23 protein-coding genes are annotated in these 22,601 nt (G+C 65.7%); 5 read left to right on the top strand and 18 right to left on the bottom strand.

The features are described 5' to 3' along the window. Positions 1-46 precede the first annotated feature (46 nt). The 3 genes from ACZK3W_RS08975 to ACZK3W_RS08965 all read right to left on the bottom strand — a co-directional run bounded on the left by ACZK3W_RS08975 (position 47) and on the right by ACZK3W_RS08965 (position 2,359). Positions 47-1,273 (bottom strand): efflux RND transporter periplasmic adaptor subunit, encoded by a 1,227-nt coding sequence (locus ACZK3W_RS08975; RefSeq protein ID WP_478450660.1) that lies wholly within the window; start codon positions 1,271-1,273, stop codon positions 47-49. 91 nt (positions 1,274-1,364) lie between these two features. Next, on the bottom strand, positions 1,365-2,135 hold the full coding sequence (locus ACZK3W_RS08970) for an SDR family NAD(P)-dependent oxidoreductase (protein ID WP_049400332.1): 771 nt from the start codon (positions 2,133-2,135) through the stop codon (positions 1,365-1,367). Continuing rightward, positions 2,132-2,359 carry a hypothetical protein gene (locus ACZK3W_RS08965; protein ID WP_032128321.1) on the bottom strand — a complete coding sequence of 76 codons (228 nt, stop codon included), beginning with the start codon at positions 2,357-2,359 and terminating at the stop codon, positions 2,132-2,134. The genes ACZK3W_RS08970 and ACZK3W_RS08965 overlap by 4 nt, the downstream gene beginning before the upstream one ends. A gap of 147 nt (positions 2,360-2,506) precedes the next feature. Between ACZK3W_RS08965 and ACZK3W_RS08960 the strand changes: the two genes are divergently transcribed. Continuing rightward, on the top strand, positions 2,507-3,538 hold the full coding sequence (locus ACZK3W_RS08960; RefSeq protein WP_005409107.1) for a LysR family transcriptional regulator: 1,032 nt from the start codon (positions 2,507-2,509) through the stop codon (positions 3,536-3,538). Positions 3,539-3,747: 209 nt separating this feature from the next. Here the strand turns inward: ACZK3W_RS08960 and ACZK3W_RS08955 are convergent, their stop codons facing one another. Further along, on the bottom strand, positions 3,748-4,443 hold the full coding sequence (locus ACZK3W_RS08955; protein WP_008267948.1) for a YiaD family glycine zipper/OmpA-like lipoprotein: 696 nt from the start codon (positions 4,441-4,443) through the stop codon (positions 3,748-3,750). A 139-nt stretch (positions 4,444-4,582) separates the two neighbouring features. Further along, positions 4,583-5,998 (bottom strand): cryptochrome/photolyase family protein, encoded by a 1,416-nt coding sequence (locus ACZK3W_RS08950; RefSeq protein ID WP_478450659.1) that lies wholly within the window; start codon positions 5,996-5,998, stop codon positions 4,583-4,585. A gap of 109 nt (positions 5,999-6,107) precedes the next feature. Here ACZK3W_RS08950 and ACZK3W_RS08945 point away from each other — a divergent pair, with 109 nt between their 5' ends. Next, the gene (locus ACZK3W_RS08945) at positions 6,108-6,692 is read left to right on the top strand and encodes a hypothetical protein (protein ID WP_478450658.1); all 585 of its coding nucleotides are present in this window, start codon (positions 6,108-6,110) and stop codon (positions 6,690-6,692) included. Between the two features lie 19 nt (positions 6,693-6,711). On the opposite strand, the gene ACZK3W_RS08940 is transcribed toward ACZK3W_RS08945, so the two are convergent. From ACZK3W_RS08940 to ACZK3W_RS08925, 4 genes are read right to left on the bottom strand one after another with little or no spacing between them, the layout of a single operon-like run. Further along, positions 6,712-7,326 carry an inorganic diphosphatase gene (locus ACZK3W_RS08940; RefSeq protein ID WP_478450657.1) on the bottom strand — a complete coding sequence of 205 codons (615 nt, stop codon included), beginning with the start codon at positions 7,324-7,326 and terminating at the stop codon, positions 6,712-6,714. Between the two features lie 10 nt (positions 7,327-7,336). Then, a complete protein-coding gene (locus tag ACZK3W_RS08935; protein ID WP_293797175.1) occupies positions 7,337-8,686 on the bottom strand; it encodes a purple acid phosphatase family protein in 1,350 nt (449 codons plus the stop codon). A 14-nt stretch (positions 8,687-8,700) separates the two neighbouring features. Beyond that, a complete protein-coding gene (locus ACZK3W_RS08930) occupies positions 8,701-9,816 on the bottom strand; it encodes an NHL repeat-containing protein (RefSeq protein ID WP_132809827.1) in 1,116 nt (371 codons plus the stop codon). Then, a complete protein-coding gene (locus tag ACZK3W_RS08925) occupies positions 9,816-12,329 on the bottom strand; it encodes a TonB-dependent receptor (RefSeq protein WP_263010093.1) in 2,514 nt (837 codons plus the stop codon). Before ACZK3W_RS08925 ends, ACZK3W_RS08930 begins: the two co-directional genes overlap by 1 nt. Before the next feature lie 213 nt (positions 12,330-12,542). Here ACZK3W_RS08925 and upp point away from each other — a divergent pair, with 213 nt between their 5' ends. Together upp and ACZK3W_RS08915 are read left to right on the top strand one after the other, a co-directional pair. Next, positions 12,543-13,175 (top strand): uracil phosphoribosyltransferase, encoded by a 633-nt coding sequence (gene upp, locus ACZK3W_RS08920; RefSeq protein ID WP_005409099.1) that lies wholly within the window; start codon positions 12,543-12,545, stop codon positions 13,173-13,175. A 146-nt stretch (positions 13,176-13,321) separates the two neighbouring features. Next, positions 13,322-13,615 carry a PsiF family protein gene (locus ACZK3W_RS08915; RefSeq protein WP_032130275.1) on the top strand — a complete coding sequence of 98 codons (294 nt, stop codon included), beginning with the start codon at positions 13,322-13,324 and terminating at the stop codon, positions 13,613-13,615. A gap of 85 nt (positions 13,616-13,700) precedes the next feature. On the opposite strand, the gene ACZK3W_RS08910 is transcribed toward ACZK3W_RS08915, so the two are convergent. The 8 genes from ACZK3W_RS08910 to ACZK3W_RS08875 form a co-directional block, all read right to left on the bottom strand. Next, positions 13,701-14,588, bottom strand: coding sequence for an MBL fold metallo-hydrolase (locus tag ACZK3W_RS08910; protein WP_125895132.1), 888 nt, complete (start codon positions 14,586-14,588; stop codon positions 13,701-13,703). Positions 14,589-14,708: 120 nt separating this feature from the next. Further along, complete coding sequence (gene ggt / locus ACZK3W_RS08905) at positions 14,709-16,439, bottom strand: gamma-glutamyltransferase (protein ID WP_032130276.1); 1,731 nt, start codon at positions 16,437-16,439, stop codon at positions 14,709-14,711. Further along, a complete protein-coding gene (locus ACZK3W_RS08900; RefSeq protein WP_004153175.1) occupies positions 16,436-16,717 on the bottom strand; it encodes a YfhL family 4Fe-4S dicluster ferredoxin in 282 nt (93 codons plus the stop codon). Before ACZK3W_RS08900 ends, ggt begins: the two co-directional genes overlap by 4 nt. Positions 16,718-16,849: 132 nt before the next feature. After that, positions 16,850-17,341, bottom strand: coding sequence for a hypothetical protein (locus tag ACZK3W_RS08895; protein WP_004153167.1), 492 nt, complete (start codon positions 17,339-17,341; stop codon positions 16,850-16,852). Between the two features lie 60 nt (positions 17,342-17,401). Further along, on the bottom strand, positions 17,402-17,911 hold the full coding sequence (coaD, locus tag ACZK3W_RS08890; RefSeq protein ID WP_032130277.1) for a pantetheine-phosphate adenylyltransferase: 510 nt from the start codon (positions 17,909-17,911) through the stop codon (positions 17,402-17,404). Between the two features lie 26 nt (positions 17,912-17,937). After that, the gene (gene rsmD / locus ACZK3W_RS08885) at positions 17,938-18,516 is read right to left on the bottom strand and encodes a 16S rRNA (guanine(966)-N(2))-methyltransferase RsmD (protein WP_125895130.1); all 579 of its coding nucleotides are present in this window, start codon (positions 18,514-18,516) and stop codon (positions 17,938-17,940) included. 133 nt (positions 18,517-18,649) lie between these two features. Then, positions 18,650-19,195: a hypothetical protein gene (locus tag ACZK3W_RS08880; RefSeq protein ID WP_125895128.1), complete on the bottom strand. Its 546-nt coding sequence runs from the start codon at positions 19,193-19,195 to the stop codon at positions 18,650-18,652. Then, on the bottom strand, positions 19,173-19,742 hold the full coding sequence (locus ACZK3W_RS08875) for a hypothetical protein (protein WP_253143889.1): 570 nt from the start codon (positions 19,740-19,742) through the stop codon (positions 19,173-19,175). The genes ACZK3W_RS08880 and ACZK3W_RS08875 overlap by 23 nt, the downstream gene beginning before the upstream one ends. A gap of 312 nt (positions 19,743-20,054) precedes the next feature. Between ACZK3W_RS08875 and htpG the strand changes: the two genes are divergently transcribed. Further along, positions 20,055-21,944 (top strand): molecular chaperone HtpG, encoded by a 1,890-nt coding sequence (gene htpG, locus ACZK3W_RS08870; RefSeq protein WP_125895124.1) that lies wholly within the window; start codon positions 20,055-20,057, stop codon positions 21,942-21,944. A gap of 280 nt (positions 21,945-22,224) precedes the next feature. On the opposite strand, the gene ACZK3W_RS08865 is transcribed toward htpG, so the two are convergent. Then, a complete protein-coding gene (locus tag ACZK3W_RS08865; protein WP_478450656.1) occupies positions 22,225-22,524 on the bottom strand; it encodes a hypothetical protein in 300 nt (99 codons plus the stop codon). Between the last annotated feature and the right edge of the window lie 77 nt (positions 22,525-22,601).

The raw sequence follows: 22,601 nt of genomic DNA, 5'->3' as shown, positions 1-22,601 counted from the left end.
GCTGGCGCCGGCAGCTAAGCGGGGACGCGGATCAGGAGACGGCGGATCAGTGGTTCAGCGCGGCGGTGGCATCGCGGCCCAGTGCCGGCGGCGCAGCCTGCGGCTGCATCGCCACGGCCTTGGCCTGCACCGGCATGCCCGGCATGAAGACCTTCTGCACGCCGTCGATGATCACCTTGTCGCCGGCCACCAGGCCATGCTCGACAATACGCAGGCCGTCGGCGGTGCGGCCGAGCTGGATGTCACGGCGCTGGGCCTTGCCATCCTTGTCGACCACGTACACGTACTTGCGATCCTGGTCGGTCAGAACAGCCTTCTCGTCGATCAGCAGGGCCTGGAACTGGCCGCTGCCGAGCAACTGCACGCGGGCGAACAGGCCCGGCGTGAACTGGCGGTCGGCGTTGTCCAGCAGCGCGCGGACGCGGATGGTGCCGGTGCTGCGTGCCACCTGGTTGTCGAGGAAGTCGACCTTGCCCGAATGCGGGTAACCCTCTTCGCCGGACAGGCCGACCTTCACCGGCAGATCGCTGTCACGCTCGCTCGGGCGTTCACCCTTGCGTGCCATCTGTGCATAGCGAAGGAAAGTGCTTTCATCGGCATCGAAGTAGACGAACACGGTGTCCAGCGAGACCAGCGTGGTCAGCACGCTGGCGCTGTCGCCGGCGGTGACCAGGTTGCCGGCGGTGACCATCGCGCGGCCGGCACGGCCGTCGATCGGCGCACGCACCTTGGTGAACTCCAGGTTGAGGCGGGCCGCATCCAGCGCAGCCTGCGCCGCCTGTACGGCGGCACCGGACTGGTCAGCCGCAGCGCGACGCTGCTCGGCCGTCTCGGTGGAAATGGCCTGCTGCTCGGACAAGCGCTTGGCACGCTCGGATTCACTGCGGGCCAGCGTGGCCTGGGTGCGGGCGCGGGCCAGTTCGGCAGCGGCGCGATCGTACTCGGCCTGGTAACTGCGCGCGTCGATGGTGAAGAGCACTTCGCCCTTCTTCACTTCCTGGCCTTCGACGTAGTTGACCTTGTCGATGTAGCCGGACACGCGCGGGCGCAGTTCAACGCTCTGTACCGCTTCGACGCGGCCGCTGAACTCGTCCCACTGGCTGACCTGCTTGACCAGCACCGGTGCAGCACTGACCTGCGGCGGCGGCGGTGCACCGGCTTCTTCGGCGTGGCCGCCGCTGCAGGCCGCCAGCACGGCTGCGGCGAGGATCGACACGCCGACCATCGCGATGCGATGGCCGAAACGATGTGGTGTGGAATTGGGGGAAGTCATGGCATGCATCCGTACGGAGGGGTGGTACAGCTAGATGAGAACGTGTTGCAAAAACAGGCGGCGTATCCTGCGACCTCAACCATGGTCGAGGTCAAGCGACGCCTGCGGTATCGCGCCACAGGGGAGGAACGTCCAGGTGCAGCAGGCCGCGCGGCAGTTCGGCATCACTGCTGTCGCAGCGGACGATGGCGCGGTTGTCGCGGCAGCCGTCGAGCAGGGAGACCACGCGACGGCCGACCAGCAGTGAGCTGGGCCACTCGATGCAGGCATTGGCCGCGTTGGCCGGCGTACACACCGGACTGCAGACTTCCAGCATCTGCGCGCGCACGCCCAATGCCTGGGCTTCCTGGTGCACCACCTGCGCGTACATACGCAGCGCCGCAGTGGTGATCGAGGTTTCGCCGTAGCCCGCCCATGGCTTGGCATTGGCCGGGCTGCCGATCATCACGTAGCGGCGCGCATGCACGTTGTCCTGCAGCAGCGGCAGCAGATGACGCACCGCGTGCACGTGCGGCATCAGATCGGCCTGCATCGCGCCCAGCAGTTCATCGCCGTTGCGGTCAGTCACCCGGCCGCGACGGTAAGGGCCGCCCATTGCGGCGATCACTGCCGCCAGCGGACGCGGGCGATGCGCGATGCGTTCGGCCAGTGCGCGCGCCGAGCCGTCATCGCTGAGCGAACCCAGCAGCGTCTCCAGGCCCGGCTCATCGGCGAACTGCTCATGCAGCGCCGCCAGCCGGCCCGGGTCGCGACCGACCACCAGCACCGGGCTGCCGGCTTCCAGCAGTGCGCCAACCACGCCCTGGCCGACGGCACCGGTGCCGCCGAGGACCAGGACTTCGGGCGTCAGCATCCCATTCACGGGACATTTCCTCCCAAATCCGGGATAGTCCCGATTCGACGCAGCCGGTCGCCCTTGTGCGGGGCCAGGCGGATGGCACCGCCACGCTGCTGACGCATCGGCGCGGTAAACTCACGGAAGTCCTTGTGTACCAAGGAACTCGGGCGGACTTCAACGGTCATTGCCAGGTCCAGGGTGCTCTGGCCGGCGTTCCGGAGACGGGCAAGAATGTTGCGCAGGCTCATGGCGGACGGGCTCCAAATAACGAATGGCGCCACGATAGACCTCAAACCTTTACTTGATTAGTCCTGATTAAGGGGAATAATCATCCCGCTCCCGGTCCAATCGTTCTGTCACGATTGTCCCATCCCCGACGTCCAGGATCCCAGACCATGTCCCACGATCTCAACGAGACGCTGATCTTCGTCAAAGTGGTCGAGCAAGGCAGTTTCATTGCCGCTGCCAAATCGCTCGGCCTGCCCAAGACCACGGTCAGCCGCAAAGTGCAGGAGCTGGAAACGCGCCTCGGTGCGCGCCTGCTGCACCGGACCACCCGCCGCCTCGGCCTGACCGAAGCGGGTTCGATCTACCACGAACATTGCCAGCGCATCGCGCGCGAACTGGAAGAAGCCGAGAGCGCGGTGAGCCAGCTGCAGTCCGGTCCGCGCGGCTGGCTGCGCTTCACTGTGCCCTACTCGATCGGCATCACCTGGATTGCGCCGCTGCTGGGCCAGTTCCATGCGCAGTATCCAGAGATCCGCCTGGACATGCACATGGGCAACGAGAAGCTGGACCTGATTGCAGGTGAGGCGGACCTGGCCCTGCGCGTGGGTGCCCTGCCCGATTCCAACCTGGTGGCACGCAAGCTGGGCAGCCTGCGCACGCAGGTGTTCGCCAGCCCGGCCTACATCGAACGCTATGGTGAGCCGCTGCATCCGGAAGAGCTGCAGTTCCATCGCATCCTGGCGATGCGCAAGCCGTACCACACCGGCAACTCGCCGCGCTTCACCTGGCAGCTGGGCGAGAACGGCGGCGAGCTGCGCGACTTCCCTGTTACCCCGCTGATGACCGCCAACGACATGTCTGCGTTGAATGGTGCATTGGTGTGCGGCGAAGGCCTGCTGCTGACCGGCGACGTGATGGCCAAGCCGTTCGTCGAGTCGGGCATGGTACGCCGCGTGCTGGCCGGCTGGACTGGCCCGGAAGTGGACTTCAACGCCGTGTTCGCCGGTGGCCGCCTGGTCTCGCCGAAGGTGCGTGCATTCGTCGACTTCCTGGTCGAGAAGCTCAACTTCGACGCCAATTACATGCTCGCCCAGTGCCCGGGCGCGAAGCTGGCGCAGCAGCAGAAGGAAAAGGAAGACGCCGCGCTGGAAAGCAGCGGCAAGCGGATCCTGGAGAAGGTGGCCGCTTCGGCCGCATGACCGGAAGCATCCACGCATGGCGTGGATCTACCGGCATTCCGTAGAGTCGAGCTTGCTCGACTGCTCTTGCGCTTCAGTCGAGCAAGCTCGACTCTACGGGTGCTATCGGTGTGCCGAGCAACGCTCGGCACCCACAAAAATGCCGCCTGCAAGGGCGGCATTTTCGTTCCGGCCGATAGCCGGACCGGCTCAAGCAATAACGCGTAGCGTTATTGCTTGAGCGGAATCACGCGGATTTCGACGCGGCGGTTCTTGGCGCGGCCGGCATCGGTGCTGTTGTCGGCAATCGGGTACGACTTGCCGGCGCCCAGGGTTTCGATGCGCACGCTCTGCACGCCCTGGCCGATCAGGTACTGCGCGACCGAGTCGGCACGTTCCTTCGAAAGGCGGTTGTTGACCGCGTCACTGCCGATGCTGTCGGTATGGCCGACCACTTCGATCATGGTCTGGTTGTAATCACGCAGGGTGCCTGCCACGCCGTTGAGCGAACCGTAGAACTGCGGCTTCAGGGTCGCCTTGCCGAAGTCGAAGGTGATGCCGTCCGGCAGGTTCAGCATGATGTTGTCGCCCTGGCGCTGCACATCGATGCCGGTGTTGGCAGTGCGCTCGCGCAGTGCGCGTTCCTGGCGATCCTGGTACTGGCCTACCGCGGCGCCGCTGAGCGCGCCGATACCGGCGCCGATCAGCGCATGCTGGCGGCGCTCCGTGGCGCTGTCACCGGTCAGCAGGCCGGCGGCTACGCCGATGGCGGTGCCGATCAGCGCGTTGCGGCCGGTGCGGTTCTGCTGCTCGGTCGGGTTGCCGTACTGGTCACTCTGTACGTAGGAGCCGCCGGTGGCGCAGGCCGACAGGACGGCCGCACTCATCAGGGCCAGTGCGACGTTGCGGGTGGTATTGCGGATCATGAGGTTCTCCTTGGTTTCCGGTCGGCCGGCGGCCTGCGGGCGCAAAGAGAATAAACAGCCCGATGCGATGCCGGAATGATGATCGGGCACGTCGACAGGGCCGCGTTCAGCTAACTGACCGGATCGCTCAGCCCGCACTTTACCCCGCTCCCGACTGCCGGTAGGCAGCCAGCGCGGCATCGCGGCCAACCGCCAGATCCACCAGCGGCGTGCGCGGATAGCCCGGGGCATGTGCCGCCAGCAGCAACGGATGCTGCCACGGCGCGAAGCGCGCTTTCACCGGCAGCGCCCCCAGTTCGGGCACCCAGCGGCTGATGTAGCGGGCCTGGGGGTCGAACTTCTCGGCCTGGGTCACGGGGTTGAACACGCGGAAGTAAGGTGCGGCATCGGCACCGGTCCCGGCCACCCACTGCCAGCCCATCGTGTTGTTGGCCAGGTCGGCATCGACCAGGGTGTCCCAGAACCAGCGCGCGCCATGCAGCCAGTGCGCGCGCAGGTGCTTGCACAGATAGCTGGCCACGATCATCCGCACCCGGTTGTGCATGTAACCGGTGTGCCACAGCTCGCGCAGGCCTGCATCGACGATCGGCACGCCGGTGTTGCCGCGCTGCCAGTCGTGCAGCTGCGCGGCACTCGGTGTGGCCCACGGGAAACGGTCAAAGCGCGGGTTGAGGTTGTCGGTCGGCGTCTTCGGGAAGTGATGCAGCAGGTGGTAGGCGAAGTCACGCCAGCCCAGTTGGCGAAGGTAGCCGTCGATGTCGGCGTCGGTGCCGGCACTGCGCAGCCCTTCCAGCGCATGGGCAATCCGCCAGGGTGCGATTTCGCCGAAATGCAGGTGCGGCGACAGCCGCGAGGTGCCCACGCGATCTGGCAGGTCACGCTGCTCGCGGTAGCCGCGCAGCGCACCGTCCTCGAACACGGACAGCGCTTCCAGCGCACCGGCTTCACCCGGCTGCCAGTGCTCCCAGAAGCCGGTATCCCAGTCCAGCGTCGGTCCCAACTGGAGATCATCCAATGCCAGGCTGTCGACCGCGTGCGTCGCCAGTGCCTTCGGTGCGGCCTGCAGTGCGGGCAGGCGCCAGTGGCTGAGTACGTTGCGCCAGTACGGCGTGAATACCTTGTAGGGCTGGCCCTGCTGGGTGGCGATGTCCCACGGCTCGAACAGCAGGCTGCCATTGCAGCTCTGTGCGTCGATGCCCTGCTCGCGCAACGTGCGCTTGATGGTGGCGTCGCGTGGCTGGGTGGCCGGTTCGTACTTGCGGTTCCAGTACACCGCCTCGGCGCCGGTCTGCACGATCAGCAACTGCAGGGCCGGCAGGCTGTCACCGCTGCGCAGCACCAGCGACGAACCGCGCACGCGCAGGTCGGCGTCCAACGCGGCCAGTGAACGGTGGCGCCACGCATCGGAGGCGGCACCCGGCACCCACTCACCCTCTTCGTGGGGCGCATGGATGTAGATCGGCACCACGTCGTGACCGGCATCCAGCGCGGCCTGCAGGGCCGGATTGTCCTGCAGCCGCAGATCACGGCGGAACCATACCAACGCTACCGACACAGGCACCGCCTTCGTTGTTGAAGGCGGACATGATAGCCAGCGGCGATGAAGGCGTTGCACGCAGACGCCGTCTGCTAGGCTGCTGGGCCGCTCCTCGTTGGACCCCGCCATGGATGAATTGCACGCCTCATTCGCCCGCTTCGGGCTGCTGCGGGCCCAGTACGAAGGTGACTGGCAGGGACCGTTCCCGCTCCCACCGTTGCTGGCGCGCTTCTACGCGCAGGTGGGACCGCTGGGTCATGAGATCAATGCGAAGGTGGGCAACTCCGGCATCACCATTCCGGGCCTCGATGTCTGGATACCGCCGCTGCGGCGTGTGTGGAGTCACCAGGCCGGTTATCGCTGGCATGGCATCAGCGGCGAGCCGATCGACAACTGGCCATCGAACTGGCTGGTGATCGCCGATCGCGGCGCCGATCCGTTCATCCTCGACCGGGATGACGGCCGTGTGCTGTTCAGTCACCACGGTGCGGGCCTGCTGGATGCCGGCGAGGTCACTACCGATGTGCCGACCTTGATGGCGGCTCTGGCTGCTGCAGGCACGGTGTACCTCGATGCAGGCGATGACCTCTACAACGACGAAGACGATGGTGGCATCCGTCCTGAACACCAGGAGGTAGCCGTACAGGCGGTGGCCCAGGTACTGGGCGACCGCCTGCAGGCCGAGTCGTTCATCGGGACGTTGCTGGACTGAATCCACGCATGGCGTGGATCTACTTCTCGAAACGCTGCATCGCCTCGCTGATCAGTACCCGCGCCTCGGCGGCGTTGCCCCAGCCATTGAGCTGCACCGGGTTGCGTCCCGCCGGCAGGGCCTTGTAAACCCGGAAGAACGCCTCGATGCGCTGGCGCTCGACCTCCGGCAGATCCTTCAGGTCGCGGATGCTGGCGTAGGTCGGGTCGACCGTGTCGGTCGGCACGCCGATGATCTTCTCGTCGTGCTCGCCGCCATCGATCATCTTCAGGTAACCGATCGGCCGGAAGCGCACGATCACGCCCGGATGCAGCGGTTCACGGGTCAGCACCAGCGCGTCCAGCGGATCGTTGTCGCCGGCCAGAGTGCGCGGCATCGAACCGTAGTTGGCCGGATAGGCGACCGGCATCGACTGGAAGCGGTCCACATGGACCAGGCCGTCTTCCTTGATCTCGTACTTGGTGAAGCTGCCGGCCGGAATCTCCACCGCCAGATTCACCTCCTGTGGGGCCTGTTTCGGCTGGGCCACCAGGAACGGATGCAATACGGTATCGGCAGCGGTCACCGCACTGGCCAGCAACAGCAGGGCGGCACCGATGGCGGCGAGCGGAAGGATGCGCCGGGGCGTGGTCATATGCGTCTTCTCACTCCCAGCAGCGGTCGGCACGACCCTTGGCGGTCTGTGCACGCGGGCAGTCGCGTGGCCTGATGCGACCTTCGGTCAGCTCCGTGCGCCGCTTGCCACCCTTGGCATCACGGCGCAGTTCGAAGGCATCGTAGAGACGGCCGGTCACCGTGCGTGCTTCATAGCGCAGGTGCTGCGGATCAATGTTCAACACCTGGAACAACTGGGTATCCTCGGCCACCGGATCCATCGTCCTGCGTGCTTCGTCGGAAAGGCGGTACTGCTTCGGTCCGGCCACGGTCACCACATACTGCGGCGTCGCGGCCTGCCCTTCGCCACGGCGACCATAGGTGTGATCGTGGCCCTGCAGCACCAGATCGACGCTGTGGCGGCGTACCACCGGCAACAGCACGTCACGCAGCGCAGCGTTCTCGCGGCCTTCGCGGGGTGAGTAGAACGGCTGGTGCAGCAGCACGATGGTCCACGGCTGCGGGTTGCCGGTCAGAACCTTGTCCAGCCACTGTGCCTGCGCCTTGGCGGTACCCAGGTCGAGTGCCGAGGTGCCATCGACCACCGCCACGCGTACACCCTGCGCATCGAACCAGTAGCTGGTCTGCTGCGCGGCGGTGGCGCCGTTGCCCGGCAGCGCGAAGGTGACCGGCCAATGCTTGCCCAGCACGCGCCGCTCCTGCGGGGTATCCTCGAATTCCTCGAAGTACTCGTGGTTGCCGATCGCCGGGGCCAACAGCGTTTCCTGCGCCAGCCAGCCGGTGGCGGCAAACCACTCGCCCCATTCGCTGTCATCCATGTTGTCGCCGCCGCTGACCAGGTCACCGGCGAACAGGCTCATGCGTGCCTGCGGTGCGGCCTTCTGCGCGGCGCGCACTACACGGCTGACATGGCTGACGTTCTTGTTCTGGGTATCACCGAAGTACAGCAGGGTCAGCGGCTGATCGGCCGCGGCCAGCGTGCGCAACTGGTTCCAGGCGCTCCAACTGCCGTTGCCCTGCACGCGGTAGACGTACTGGGTATCCGGCTGCAGGCCGCTGATGTCCGCGCGATGATGATGCGACAGCCCGTTCTCGGTCTGCAGCGCGCGGGTCGTTGCGCGCACCTGGCGGATGCCCTCGATCGCCGGCGAATCCCCGGCGAGGGCAATCTCGAGCAGCGGTGCCTGCACGCTGCCGTCAGTACGCCAGGCCACGGCGAAACCGTGGCTGGGATCCACCGCCGGCGAGGCGACGATGCGATCCGGCACCGGCGTCGCTGCGTAGTGGCGGCTGCCCGCTGGCACCTGGGTGTTGGGTTCGGCCGCTGCGAACGACAGCGACGGCAGTGCCAGCAGCAGGCCCAACGCCAGCGTGCGCATCGCGCACTGCCGGCTCATGCGCCACACTCCAGCGGCAATGCCAACTGCTTGGCGATGCTCTCCCAGTCGAACGCCACCACGCCCTGGTCGTCATGCACTGCATACAGTGCGCCGTGCGGGAAGCGCGCACTGGGTTGCTGCATCATCCAGATGCCGTCGGTGTTGGCCACGGTATTCCCCTGGAACGCGCCCACCGGCTTCAGCGTGTGCCGGTCGAACAGATGGAACACGCTGCGCTGCTTGCCCTGTTCGGTGGTGATCCACCAGCCGTCCTTGCCGCAGGTACGCAGGGTCACGCCTTCGGCCTGCGCCTTGAACACGTCGCGGCCGAACGTGGTGCCGGTGAAGCGTCCGGCCAGGGTGTAGACCTTGAACTCGCTGGCGTAGCTCTCATCCTCTTCGGCGATCAACAGGCGATCATTCTCCGGATCGCCCCAGATCGACTCGACCACGCGCAGCGCACCGGCTTCGCTGGTGTCACCGATGCTGGCCACCAGCTTCGCCTCGACCTTCGCACCGTCGCGGGTCACGTGGTACTGGCGCACGCGCTTGTCCAGCTCGGCCAGCGGCGGCAGGATGTCACGCCCCTGCGCATCCTCGCCGTTGTCCCAGGAGTCGGTAACGTAGACGCTGTAGCCATCGGCACGGCGGTCGACCCACAGCCCGTACGGCTTGCGCAGGTCGTCCGCAGCGAATGTCGCCAGCGGCGCGAAGTCCGGCAGGCTCAGCACCTGCACGCGGTGATTGTCGCGCTCCACGATCCACAGCAGGTCGTCGATTACCGCGATGCCGTTTGGGCGGTCGAACTGCCCCGGTGCGGAGCCGCTGCTGCCGACGTCACGCAGGTGCTGGCCGGTGCTGCCGTCGTAGACCACCAGCTTGTCGGTGGCCTTGGCGGTGGCGATCAGCCACAGCGCGCCGTCCGGCGCGCGCCAGGCCGCCGGCGAGTCGATGTTGTCGGCCGGGGTCATCGGTGACAGGAAGGCTTCGGCGATGGTGGTCACCGTGCGCGCGCCCCCGGCTTTCGCTGCCGTAGGGGCCGCGGCCGGATCGTTGCCGGTCGCCGGCGTGCAGCCGGCGGCCAGGGTCGCCGCGAGCGCGACCGCCAGGACGGTGATGCCACGCCCCATCACAGTGCCACCTTCAGGCCGAGCGCGTAGGTACGACCGTATTCTTCCATCTGCAGGGTGCGCGAGCGCGTGCCCTGGTACAGCTCAAGCGGCTTGTCCAGCAGGTTCTGCGCCTCGAAGTACATGCTTACGCGCGGGGTGAACTTGTAGTCCAGCGAGAAATCGAGCTGGGTGTTCGGCGCAACGTAGATGTCGAACGCCCGGCCCTTGCCGATGCTGTCCAGGTACTCGCTGCGGTATACCGCCGCCAGGCGTGTACTCACACCGTACTTTTCATAGCCGATGTGTGCGCTGTAGACATGCTTGGAGGCGCGCGGCAGTGTGAAATCCTCGCCTGCACGGTCCTTGATGCCGGCATCGAATTTGGTATCCAGCCAGGTGCCACTGGCACCGACCAGCAGGCCATCCAGGCCGTCCGGCAGGAAGGCCAGCTGCTGCTGCCAGTTGAATTCCGCGCCACGCACGGTGGCCTTGCGGCCATTGATCGGCTGGGTCACGTCAAAGCCGCCATAAGCGGGATCATTGGTCCGCACCGTTTGCACGATGTAGCCATCGATCGACTTGTGGAACAGGCCAAGTGAAACGATACCGGTGCTGCCGATGTACTTCTCCACCGACAGGTCGATGTTCTTCGACTCGTACGGATCCAGTTCCGGATTACCCAGGCGCACTTCCTCGTCGCCGCGGCTGTAGCCCACGCGCGGCGAGATGTCACCGAAGGACGGGCGCGATACGGTCTTGTTGGCCGAGGCGCGCAGCACCCAGTCATCGGCCGCGTCGTAGCGCAGGTGCAGGCCCGGCAGCACGTTCGTGTAGCTGCTGTTGGCCACCCTCGGGGTGACGGTGAAGCTGCGGCCGTTGGAGGCCACGTCCACCTGATTGCCGACCGCCTTGAACTGGGTGTTTTCCACGCGCACACCGCCGATGATGCGCAGCGCGCCCACGTCCCATGTGCCCATCGCATAGCTGGCGAAGATGTCTTCGCTGGCCACGTAGTCCTCTTCCAGCGATGTCATTGCGTTGCCACCGGCATCCTGGGGACGGGCGCTGTACTGGCCGCCATTGGCCGCCCAGAAGGCACGCATCGCGGCCGAATCCATGCCGTCACCGAGGTTGCCGTGGCGGTGCTCCGGCGAGGAGGTGCTCCAGCTCGACAGCGCCACCTTCGGGCCGACACGCAGTTCGCGCTCGTCCACATTCACGTCACGGTCGCGCCAGCGACCCAGCAGGCCGAATTTGATGCTGCTGCTGTCGCCGTCGAAGCGTACGTTGACCTGCGCGCTGTGTTCCTTGTCGTTGACCTGCTTGGGCGAGAGCACGAAGCGGTCGAACGCGTAGTTGCTGTTGTCCAGCCACTGCGGGTTGTCGAAGCTGTAGCTGGGCAGGCGGCTGCGCTGGTCGAGGGTGCCATTGAAGGCCTTGCCATCAAGCTTGAAACGGGCCTCCATCTCGTCGTTCACGCGCTCTTCGGTACGGGTGTAGCCGATCCGGTAATCGACCACGGCGTTGGTCAGCTTGTTCTCGCCACCGAGACTGGCCGCGAAGGTGTTTTCCTTCTTGGTGCGGTAGCGCATGCGCTTGTCGATGGAATCCTTCGGCATTCCATCCAGGCGGTACTGGTCGGTGCCGGTCTTGACCATCTTCGCGTCGTCGAAGTTGAAGATCACGCGCTGGCGGGTCTCCGCATCGTCGAACTGGCTGTACAGCGTGCGCAGGTAGTACTTGCTGTCTTCATTCGGGCGCCAGTCGAGGTTGAGGTTGGCACCGATGCGCTTGCGCTCGATCTCGTACTTGCGGTGCTGCAGGTTGATCGCGGTGACATCGCCGGGGACGGCATCGTCCTTGCCGTCATACTCCACTTCGGTGTTGTCCGACTCGAACTTGCGCTTCTGGTAGTTCACGCCCAGCGCCACACCGAAGGTGTCGTTGAACACTTCGCTGTAGTTGAAGGCAGCCTTGGGGCTGGTCTCACCGGACAACTGCTGGTGGCTGCCTTCGATCTTGCCACGCAGGCTGCGACCGTTGCGGTCGAAGGCCGAGGCCGATTCCACCAGCACGGCGCCACCGATGGCATCACCCGGCATGTCCGGGGTCGGCGACTTGACCACGCGCAGGCGCTCGGTGGAGTCGGACGGGATCACGTCCAGCGGTGCGGCGCGGCTGGAATCCTCCGGCGTACCGATGGCGATGCCATCCACGCTGACGCTGTTGAGGTTGGCGTCCAGACCACGGATGACCACGAAGCGCCCCTCGCCCTGGTCGCGGGTCACGCTGATGCCCGGCAGGCGCTGCAGCGACTCGGCCACGTTCTTGTCCGGGTACTGGCCCAGTGCATCGGAGGACACGGCGTCTTCGATCGCATCACTGCTGCGCTTGAGGTCAACCGCGCGGATCTGTGATTCGAGCTGGGCGCGCACTTCGATGCGGTCCAGGTCGACCGCGTCGGACGCCACGGCGCCGGTGGCGGCTACCGCCTGCTGCCCGGCCGCCTGCAGCGGGGCTGCGGCCCCCATCGCCAGGGTCAGGGTGATGGCAACGGCCAACGGAGTCTTGATATGCACTGGGAATCCCCATTCCTGTTAAGAATGGGTCTGCACGGTATGTCCGCAAGGTTGCATGGCAATGACATGCATCTGCACATTTCGCGTACCAGGGCCACGGCCCGGTTTGGGTTCGGCCCGCCGATCCGGCAAAATGGCGCCCTCTCTCCTTTTCCCCTTCCGACCATGAAGATCGTCGAAGTGCGCCACCCGCTGGTGCAGCACAAGATCGGCCTGATGCGCAACGCTGCGCTCAGCACCAAGGATTTCCGCGAACTGGCCAACGAGCTGGGTACGCTGCTGGCCTACGAGGCCACCGCCGACCTGGACACCGAGCCGCACACCCTGCCCGGCTGGGCCGGCCCGGTCACCGTGCAGCGCATTGCGGGCGCCAAGATCACCGTGGTGCCGATCCTGCGCGCCGGCCTGGGCATGCTCAGCGGCGTGCTGTCGCTGATCCCGGCGGCCCGTGTCAGCGTGGTCGGCCTGCAGCGCGATGAGGAAACCCTGCAGCCGGTGCCCTACTTCGAGCGCCTGACCGGGCGCCTGGAAGAGCGCGACGCGCTGATCCTGGACCCTATGCTGGCCACCGGCGGTACCCTGATCGCCACCATCGACATGCTCAAGCGTGCCGGCGCCCGCCGCATCAAGGGCATCTTCCTGGTGGCCGCGCCGGAAGGCATCGAGGCGGTCAAGGCCGTGCACCCGGACGTGGAGATCTACACCGCGGCCATCGATGCCCAGCTCAACGACAAGGGCTACATCCTGCCGGGCCTGGGCGATGCCGGTGACCGCATCTTCGGTACCCGCGTCGGCTGATCCGAAGAACCGGGGTCAGAGCCCTTTCGCCGCGAAAGGGGTCTGACCCCAACAGCGCAGGCCATCGCGGCCGCGTTGCGATTCTTCACGTGCTCTTGGCGCCGGGAAGCGAATGCTCCGCGCACCCGCTACCCTTGGAGCTCCCGATGAAAGCCTCTTTCCTGCTGGCCGCCGTCCTGCTGGTCGGCCTGCCCCTGGCTGCCAATGCCACCACTCCGCAGCAGCAGCGCATGGCCGAATGTTCGGCCAAGAACAAGGGGCTGAAGGGCGATGCCTACAAGACTGCACAGAGCTCCTGCCTCAGCGGCCACGCCGCCGACGCCAAGCCGGTCAATACGCAGCAGGAACGCATGCGCAAGTGCAACGCTGACGCGGGCGCCAAAAAGCTGGCCGGTGATGCGCGCAAGACCTTCATGAGCAGCTGCCTGAAGGCGTCGTAATGGTCGTGTCCGGATGAAACGCCATCCACGCATGGCGTGGATATACCGTCATCAGTAAAAGGCCGGGCATTGCCCGGCCATGCCATTACCCCAGGGCGCGTGCCTTCAGCTCACCCTGCTCGTGCAGGGTCACGAAACGCCCCTTGTCATCCCTGCCAAGCTGCGCCAATGCCACCTGCGGGTCGTGGGTGAAGAACAGCCGCACGTTGCGCGCCAGCTTGTCTTCCAGGAACTGCCGCTTCTCGTCGATCAGCAGCTCGGCATTGCGGTCATAGCCCATGGTGATCGGCACGTGTACCCATGAGCGGCCCGGGATCAGGTCGGCACAGAACACCACGCCACCATGCGCACTTTCGCCTGGATGCGCGTGACCGACGATCTCGGCCAGCATCAGCCCCGGTGTATGCCCGTCGCTGTAACTGAAGCGCACGCTGCGGCCGAGCGCCTTCGAGTACTCCCCGTCCACCACTTCCAGCCGGTCACTGGCCTGCAGCAGGCCCGGCAGTTCCGGAATGAAGCTGGCGCGATCGCGCGGGTGTGGCTGCACGGCGCGCTGCCAATGCTGCGCGCCGACCACATAGGTTGCGTTGGGGAACAGCAGCTCGGGCTCACGTCCTTCGCTCCATGCCGCCAGCAGGCCACCGGCATGATCGAAATGCAGGTGGCTGAGCACCACCACGTCGATATCCTCGTGCTCGAAGCCGGCTTCGCGCAGCGAATCGATCAGCACGTGCTGGCTTTCCTGCACGCCGTAGCGCTCGCGCATGCGCGGATCGAAGAACGCGCCGATACCGGTTTCAAACAGCACCGTCTTGCCTTCCAGCGGGCTGGCAAGCAGCGCACGGCAGGCCAGCTCGATGCGATTGAGCTCGTCCGGTGCCGCCCATTTTTCCCACAACGCGCGCGGCGCGTTGCCGAACATCGCGCCGCCATCAAGGCGCTGCGAGTTTCCACGAATAGACCAGAGTTTCATGTGTCGATTATCGGCGCCGGCTCGTTAAATAATCGCTAGAAGGGAAACAGAAAACCCCGCCGGCAAAGGCGGGGTTTCGATAATCAGCCGGATTGCCGGCCAGCAGCCGGCACCACCGGATCAGTGTGCCGGCACCACCTGGGCACTGCCCACCGGGTTGCGCGGGTCACTGCCACCGAACAGCTTGTTGGCCCTGCGGTCCCATTCCACGGTCTGCAGGTTGCCCCACACGTGGCTGGAACCGCGGCCACCCGCGGCGACATTGCCCGGCAGGTCGATCTTGTGGCCCATCGCCTGCAGCTGCTTCACCGTCGCCGCGTCGAACGCATCGTCCTCGGCTTCGATCAGGTCCGGCAGCCACTGGTGGTGGTAGCGCGGCAGTGCGGCAACCTGCTGCGCATCCAGGCCGTCGTCGTAGCCGAGGATGCCCAGCAGCACCATGGTGATGATGCGGCTGCCACCCGGGGTGCCCAGCACCACCACCTTGTCGGCGTTCTCCATGAAGGTCGGCGTCATCGAGCTGAGCATGCGCTTGCCCGGCTTCGGCGCATTGGCTTCATAGCCCATCACACCGAACGCATTGGGCGTGCCCGGCTTCAGCGCGAAGTCGTCCATCTCGTTGTTCAGCAGCACGCCGGTGCCCTTGGGAATCAGCCCCGAGCCGTACAGCAGGTTGACGGTCTGGGTGGCGCCAACGCGGTTGCCGTCGCGGTCGATGATCGAGAAGTGCGTGGTCTCGTCGTCTTCCAGCGGCGTCGGGTTGCCCGACAGCAGGTCGCTGGGCGTGGCCTTCTCCGGATGGATGGTCGCCCGCAGGCCCTGTGCGTAGTCCTTGCTGGTCAGCACCTTCTGCGGGATCTGCACGAAGTCCGGATCGCCGAGGAAGAAGGTGCGGTCGCGGTAGGCGCGACGCATCGACTCCACCACCAGGTGGGTACGGTGCGCCGGGTCCATCTTCTTGATATCCCAGCCTTCCAGGATCTGCAGCATGCTGGCCAGCGCGATGCCACCGGACGACGGCGGCGGCGCGGTGGTGATCTTCCAGCCGTTGTAGTTGAACACGATCGGCTCGCGCTGCTTCACGCGGTAACCGGCCAGCTCTTCAGCGGTCCACTTGCCGCCGGCCTGCTTCACGCCGGCCAGCAACAGCGTTCCGGTCTGGCCCTTGTAGAAGCCATCGAAGCCACCTGCGGCCAGGCGCTCCAGCGTCTGTGCCAGCTCCGGCTGCTTGAACAGGTCACCGCTGGCGATCGGCTTGCCGTTGCGCAGGTAGACCTCGCGCGTTCCGGGATAGCGCTCCATCACTTCACGGCGCGAGGCATAGCCCTTGGCCATGCGGTCGTACACCGGGAAGCCTTCGCGCGCGATGCGGATCGCCGGCTGCAGCGAGGTCGCCAATGGCAGCTTGCCGTGCTTGGCCGACAGCTCGACCAGCGCCGCAGGCAGGCCCGGGATACCGGCCGACCAGGCGCCATTGACCGAGCGGTCACGGTCGAGGTTGCCCTGCTTGTCGAGGAACGCCTGCGGGGTCGCAGCGGCCGGTGCGGTCTCGCGCGCATCCAGCATCACATCCTTGCCGGTAGCCGCGTCGTGCAGCAGGAAGAAGCCACCGCCGCCCAGGCCGGAACTGATCGGCTCGACCACCGCCAGCGTGGACGATACCGCCACCGCGGCATCGAAGGCGTTGCCGCCCTGCGCCAGGATGTCGATGCCCGCCTGGGTGGCCAGCGCATGGCCGCTGGCAATGGCCGCGCCATCGGGGCGCTCGGCACGGGCCGGGCTGTCGGCCCAGGCAATCGGGCTCAGCAGCAGGCCGAGCAGCAACAGGGGGCGGACGATCAGCGTCTTCATTCGGATGGGGGCTCCGCGTAGAGTTCGGGGTGATCGTGCTGCAGCTGGCGCAGCTTGGCCAGCAGCTGGTCTTCCGTTTCCACGATCTCCGGGTCCGGGTCGATGCACTCGACCGGGCAGACGACCACGCACTGTGGCTCGTCGAAATGACCCACGCATTCGGTGCAGCGCGCAGGGTCGATCACGTAGATGGTTTCACCCATCGCAATGGCCTGGTTCGGGCAGGCCGGCTCGCATACGTCGCAGTTGACGCAGAGCTCGTTGATTTTCAGCGACACGGCGATACTCCTCGCCCGCGCCCTGGGACAAAGGACCGGCCAGCGCGGGCGCGCGGGCCGGTCAGGTCATCAGCGGCGCCCTTGCAGGACGCCGCCCGGGCCATGCCGGAGCATGGCCGCCATGGCTCGGTATTACTTGGCTTCGACGAAAATGTATTCGGCACCGGTCGGCTGGATCGCAGCCTGTACGCGGGCGTTGTCGGCCGACTGGCCGATGAAGACGACGCGCACGCCCTTCATCGAATCCGGCGACACGTCCTTGAACACGGCCTGGATCATGTCAGCCATCTTGCCCGAGGCCGACGAACCGAAGGCCAGCATGTTGCCCGGCTGCACGCCACGGGCCACGGCCTGGGTCGCGCTCTCGGTCTGGCGCTCGTACTTGGCCTGGAAGTCCGGGTCCGATTCCGGCGAGAGGTAGTACAGGAACGGGCTGTTGGTGATGTTGCCCATGTTCTGGATCGCCACTTCCTGCAGGTACTTCTTCCAGCCTGCATCGTCGTCCTTGGACGGAGCGACCAGGGCCTGCTTGGCCTCGTCGACCGGAGCGGCCTCTTCCTTCTTGCAGGCGGTGAAGGCCAGGGCCAACGAAGCGATCAGCATCGCGCGCATGGTGGTGTTCATGGGTTTCCTCCCGGAATGGTGCGTGGTGTTGTACGTAATGGGGTGCGGGTACAGCGGGGCTTACGACTGTGCCGACTTCGCTTCGCGGACCTTGCGCAGGGCTTCGAGCACCGCGGCCGGCACGAAGCCGGACACGTCGCCGCCCAGGCGCGCGATCTCGCGGACCAGCGAGGACGAAATGAAGCTGTGCTGCTCGGCCGGGGTCAGGAACAGGGTCTCGACCTCGGGGATCAGGTGCCGGTTCATGCTGGCCATCTGGAACTCGTACTCGAAGTCGGACACCGCGCGCAGGCCGCGCAGCAGCACCCCGCCCTGGACCGAACGTACGAAATGCGCCAGCAGGGTATCGAAGCCGATGACCTCGACGTTGCTGTGGTGGGCCAGCGCGCCACGCGCCAGCTGCACGCGCTGCTCCAGCGGCAGCGCCGGGCCCTTGGACGGGCTCTGCGCCACGCCGACCACGACCTTTTCGAACAGCGGCGCGGCCCGGCTCACCAGATCGATATGACCATTGGTGATGGGGTCGAACGTGCCGGGGTAAACGGCGATGCGGCGATTGGCCACGGTCATGGGCGGTTGCAGATGTTCAGATGAGGTCAAAGTGTAGCAGTGGCGCGGCGGTACAGGGCAAAGCGCACCTCGCGGGTGCCACCCTCGCGGTGCAGCAGCCAGTCCGGCGGCAGCACCGGCACGTGGCCGGCCGGCGATTCTAGGTACAGCCAGGCATCGGCGGCCAGATGCCGCGGCAGCTGCGCCAGCACGTCCTGCCACAAGCCGTCGGCGAACGGCGGGTCGATGAAGACCAGATCGGCCTGCTGCGCCGGCGCGCCCTGCAGCCAGCGCAGGGCATCGGCCTGCACGACGCTGATCTGGTCGCTGGCCTGCAGCTTGGTCACGGCAGCGGTCAGATTGCGTCCCAGCTGCGCGTCGCGTTCGACCAGGGTGGCGTGTGCGGCACCGCGCGAGACCGCCTCCAGGCCCAGTGCGCCACTGCCGGCGAACAGGTCCAGCACGCGGGCCCCACCGAGCCTGGGCATCAGCCAGTTGAACAGGGTTTCGCGCACACGGTCGCTGCTGGGGCGGAGCCCCGGCAGGATCGGCACCGGCAGGCGGGTATTGCGCCAGCGCCCGCCGATGATGCGGACCTGGCCTTCATTGCCGCCACGGCCGCTCATCGGCTCCCCCGGCGGGAGGTATTCGAGAATTTCAGCATGAGCGGGATTGTAGTCGTCCGGGCAGCGCCCGGGGATGCGTCGAATCAACGGTCACCGCAGGTCACCTGGGGGGCATGGGACTCCAATGTCGGGATCACGCCCCAGCCAGGTCGACTCCATCGCTCTGAAACATCCGCGCATTGACCAGACTCTCTACGAACTCGGCCACTTCCCAAAGATCATGAGGCTTGATCTTCGCTGGGGACCAATACTGTCCATGGGCAATCCAGTGCCGAAGCTGGAATGCGCTGTTGATACGGTCGTACTGGTGATGGGTCAGCACACCCTGCTGCAGCCAGGCCTTGACGATGTCGTCCATGAGCGCGGCCTTGTTGCGCTTGCGATTGAACAACCTGATGAGGACCCTGGACAGTCCATCCTTGAGCTTCAGACGCTTTCTGTTTGCGTAGTCCAATCGGAAACATGCTTCCAGAAAGGCCAGCAACGCCATCATGTCCCGATTTTGCTGGACTTGGACGCATGCCTTGCGGCGCTTTTCGAGCTCCTGCCGGGATAGGTCCGAGTTGTCAGGATTGTCTTCGGAAAAGAGCAGGTCGATCGCTGCGCGTGTGGTGGCGTGATGTCCCATCACGTGCATGTAATTGGGAAGATCGGGATTAACGACGAGCGGATTGGCCACGGGCAACATCCATGATGGCCGACTGCAGTGCTTCCGGATCCAGAGCGCTGTAGCGGATCAGGGGCGGAGACGTGGACACTTTCCAGACGTACGCAGCCAGATCCATCGGTTTCGGCTGCTTGTCGGGGCGAGCCCCTTCGGAAGCGGTCGACCCGACAAGTATCGGTCGATCTGCATCCGGCAAGGTCAGCACGAAGCGGACTTTGCCGTGCGGCCCCACGAGGTCCACACGCCCAGGCGACCCCAGCAGGATCGTCCCTACCGGAACGAAGCGTACGCTGCTGTTTCCCAGGTCGATGTTCAGACTCGGCACTTCGTAACTACCCAGCAACTCTTCACGGAGCTCCATGCTGGACACACGGACCCCCATGGCGCCGCGCTCTATGTACGGAAAAAGAATTTCCTGGACAGTCGCATAGAGAATCTGGATTTTCTCCAGCCATTGAGCCTTGCGGTCAACCAAGTTGCCGCGTTCGGCCTTCCCTGCATTCTGCTCCCTGAGGAACTGATCGAAATCCAGATGCCTTGTCATGGTGATTATCGCCATCGAACCGCCCCGCTGAATTGTCTCACGACCCTGACCGGCTTTCCTGGGCAAGACAAGAGATTGAATACGACAATCTGGGCGCCCCCCCTTGGATCAGCCCATCGTGTGCCTGGCTGACGCGACCCTGGGGCTGACCGACCGCCTTGAGCAGGGCCAAATGCGACCCACGCGAGTGATGGCAGCGAACGGTCAAGGCAATCCAACGGGATTCACGCCCCCCCCCCCGCTCGCCCCCTTGATTTCGGGACAATCAGCCATACCCCTTGGCGAGGCCGCACGCGCTGGCGCGGCATTGCACACGGAGCCTTATCGATGACCGAGACCACCCAGACCGAAACCCTTGGCTTCCAGACCGAAGTCAAGCAGCTGCTGCAACTGATGATCCACTCGCTGTACTCCAACAAGGAAATCTTCCTCCGCGAGCTGGTCTCCAACGCCGCCGACGCCGCCGACAAGCTGCGTTTCGAGGCCCTGACCCAGCCGGCCCTGCTGGAAGGCGACAGCGAACTGCGCGTGCGCGTCAGCTTCGACCCCACCGCCCACACCATCACCATCGAAGACAACGGCATCGGCATGAGCCGCGCCGAAGCCATCGCCCACCTCGGCACGATTGCAAAGTCCGGCACCGGCGATTTCCTGCGCCAGCTGTCCGGCGACCAGAAGAAGGATTCGCAGCTGATCGGCCAGTTCGGCGTCGGCTTCTACAGTGCCTTCATCGTCGCCGACGAAGTGGAAGTGACCTCGCGCCGCGCTGGCCTGGCTGCAGGCGAAGGCGTGCGCTGGACCTCGCGCGGCGAAGGCGATTTCGAAGTCGCCACGGTCGACAAGGCCGAGCGCGGCACCCGCATCGTGCTGCACCTGAAGGACGGCGAGCACGACTTCGCCGATGGCTGGCGCCTGCGCAGCATTCTCAAGAAGTATTCGGACCACATCGGCCTGCCGATCCAGATGCCCAAGGAGGGCGAAGACGGCGCTGCCGGCGAGTGGGAGACCGTCAACCGCGCCAGCGCGCTGTGGACCCGCCCGCGCACTGAGATCAGCGACGCCGAGTACACCGAGTTCTACAAGCACGTGGCACACGACCACAGCGATCCGCTGGCGTGGAGCCACAACAAGGTCGAGGGCAAGCTGGAGTACACCTCGCTGCTGTATGTGCCCGGCCGCGCACCGTTCGACCTGTATCACCGCGATGCACCCAAGGGCCTGAAGCTGTACGTGCAGCGCGTGTTCGTGATGGACCAGGCCGAGCAGTTCCTGCCGCTGTACCTGCGCTTCATCAAGGGTGTGGTCGACTCCAACGACTTGTCGCTGAACGTCTCGCGCGAGATCCTGCAGTCCGGCCCGGTCATCGATTCGATGAAGGCGGCGCTGACCAAGCGCTCGCTGGACATGCTGGAAAAGCTGGCCGCTGACAAGCCGGAGCAGTACACCACGTTCTGGAAGGAATTCGGCCAAGTGCTGAAGGAAGGCCCGGCCGAGGACTACAACAACCGCGAGAAGGTGGCCGGCCTGCTGCGCTTCGCCTCCACCCGTGGCGACGGCGATGCGCAGAGCGTGTCGCTGGCCGATTACCTCGGCCGCATGACCGAAGGCCAGGACAAGATCTATTACCTGACCGGCGAGAGCTACAGCCAGGTCCGCAACAGCCCGCACCTGGAAGTGTTCCGTAAGAAGGGTGTGGAAGTGCTGCTGCTGACCGACCGCATCGACGAGTGGCTGATGGGCTACCTGACCGATTTCGACGGCAAGGGCTTCGTCGACATCGCCCGTGGCGACCTCGACCTGGGCGCCCTGGAAACCGAAGCGGACAAGCAGGAACAGGAAGCGGCGGCGAAGGACAAGCAGGGCCTGGTCGAGCGCCTGAAGACGGTGCTGGGCGATGACGTGGCCGAAGTGCGCGTCTCGCACCGCCTGACCGATTCGCCGGCTGTGCTGGCCATCGGCGAACAGGACCTGGGCCTGCAGATGCGCCAGATCCTGGAGGCCAGCGGGCAGAAGGTGCCGGACAGCAAGCCGGTGCTGGAGATCAACCCGGGCCACCCACTGATCGCCAAGCTTGATGCCGAAGCCGATGGCGCGCGCTTCGACGACCTCGGCCGGGTGCTGTTCGACCAGGCTGCGTTGGCCGCCGGTGACAGCCTGAAGGATCCGGGTGCCTATGTGGCGCGCCTGAACAAGCTGCTGCTGGAGCTGTCGGTCTGATCGAGGCGGTGGTCGCCGGGCATGGCCCGGCGCTACCGGGTGCTGGTGGATGCCAACCTTGGTTGGCATTCCTGCTTTGGTAGGTGCCAACCTTGGTTGGCACTGCTGCCCTGGTAGAGGCCAACCTTGGTTGGCGCCCCAAAAGCGTGCCAACCAAGGTTGGCACCTACCAGGGCGGGTCGAGCGTGCCAACCAAGGTTGGCACCTACCAAGGCGGGTCGAGCGTGCCAACCAAGGTTGGCACCCACCAGGGGTGGCGGTTGGCAGCTGCCGAGGGGGTTCAGGCGTCCCGATCCAGCAGTGAGCCCAGCATCTGGTCCTGGCGACGGATCACCGTGGCATTGGCGGCAAAGGCCACGACCTCGGCTTTCGCGGCCAGCAGATCACCCAGCGGCGCGCCGGCATCGGCGCCGATGGACGCCACCGAAGCCTGCACCCCACCCTGCTCGGTGGGAATGCGCTGCAACTGCAAGTGCTGGGCATCCGGGGTCGCCAGGTTGGCCACGTTGTGGGCGGCCACCTGCACGCACTGCTGGGCCGCACGCATCCCGCTGAGGGCGATTCCCATCACGTTGCCCATGGCGGTCTCCGGGCCGCACGACGCAGCCCTCCGGACCGGTTAACGGCCGGTGGGCCGCAACCTTGAGTCCACATCGG

It is taken from the genome of Stenotrophomonas sp. 80084_Sma, from assembly GCF_056481995.1.
The sequence above is the reverse complement of the archived record's forward strand: the minus strand, read 5'-3'. Positions and strand labels throughout refer to the sequence as shown.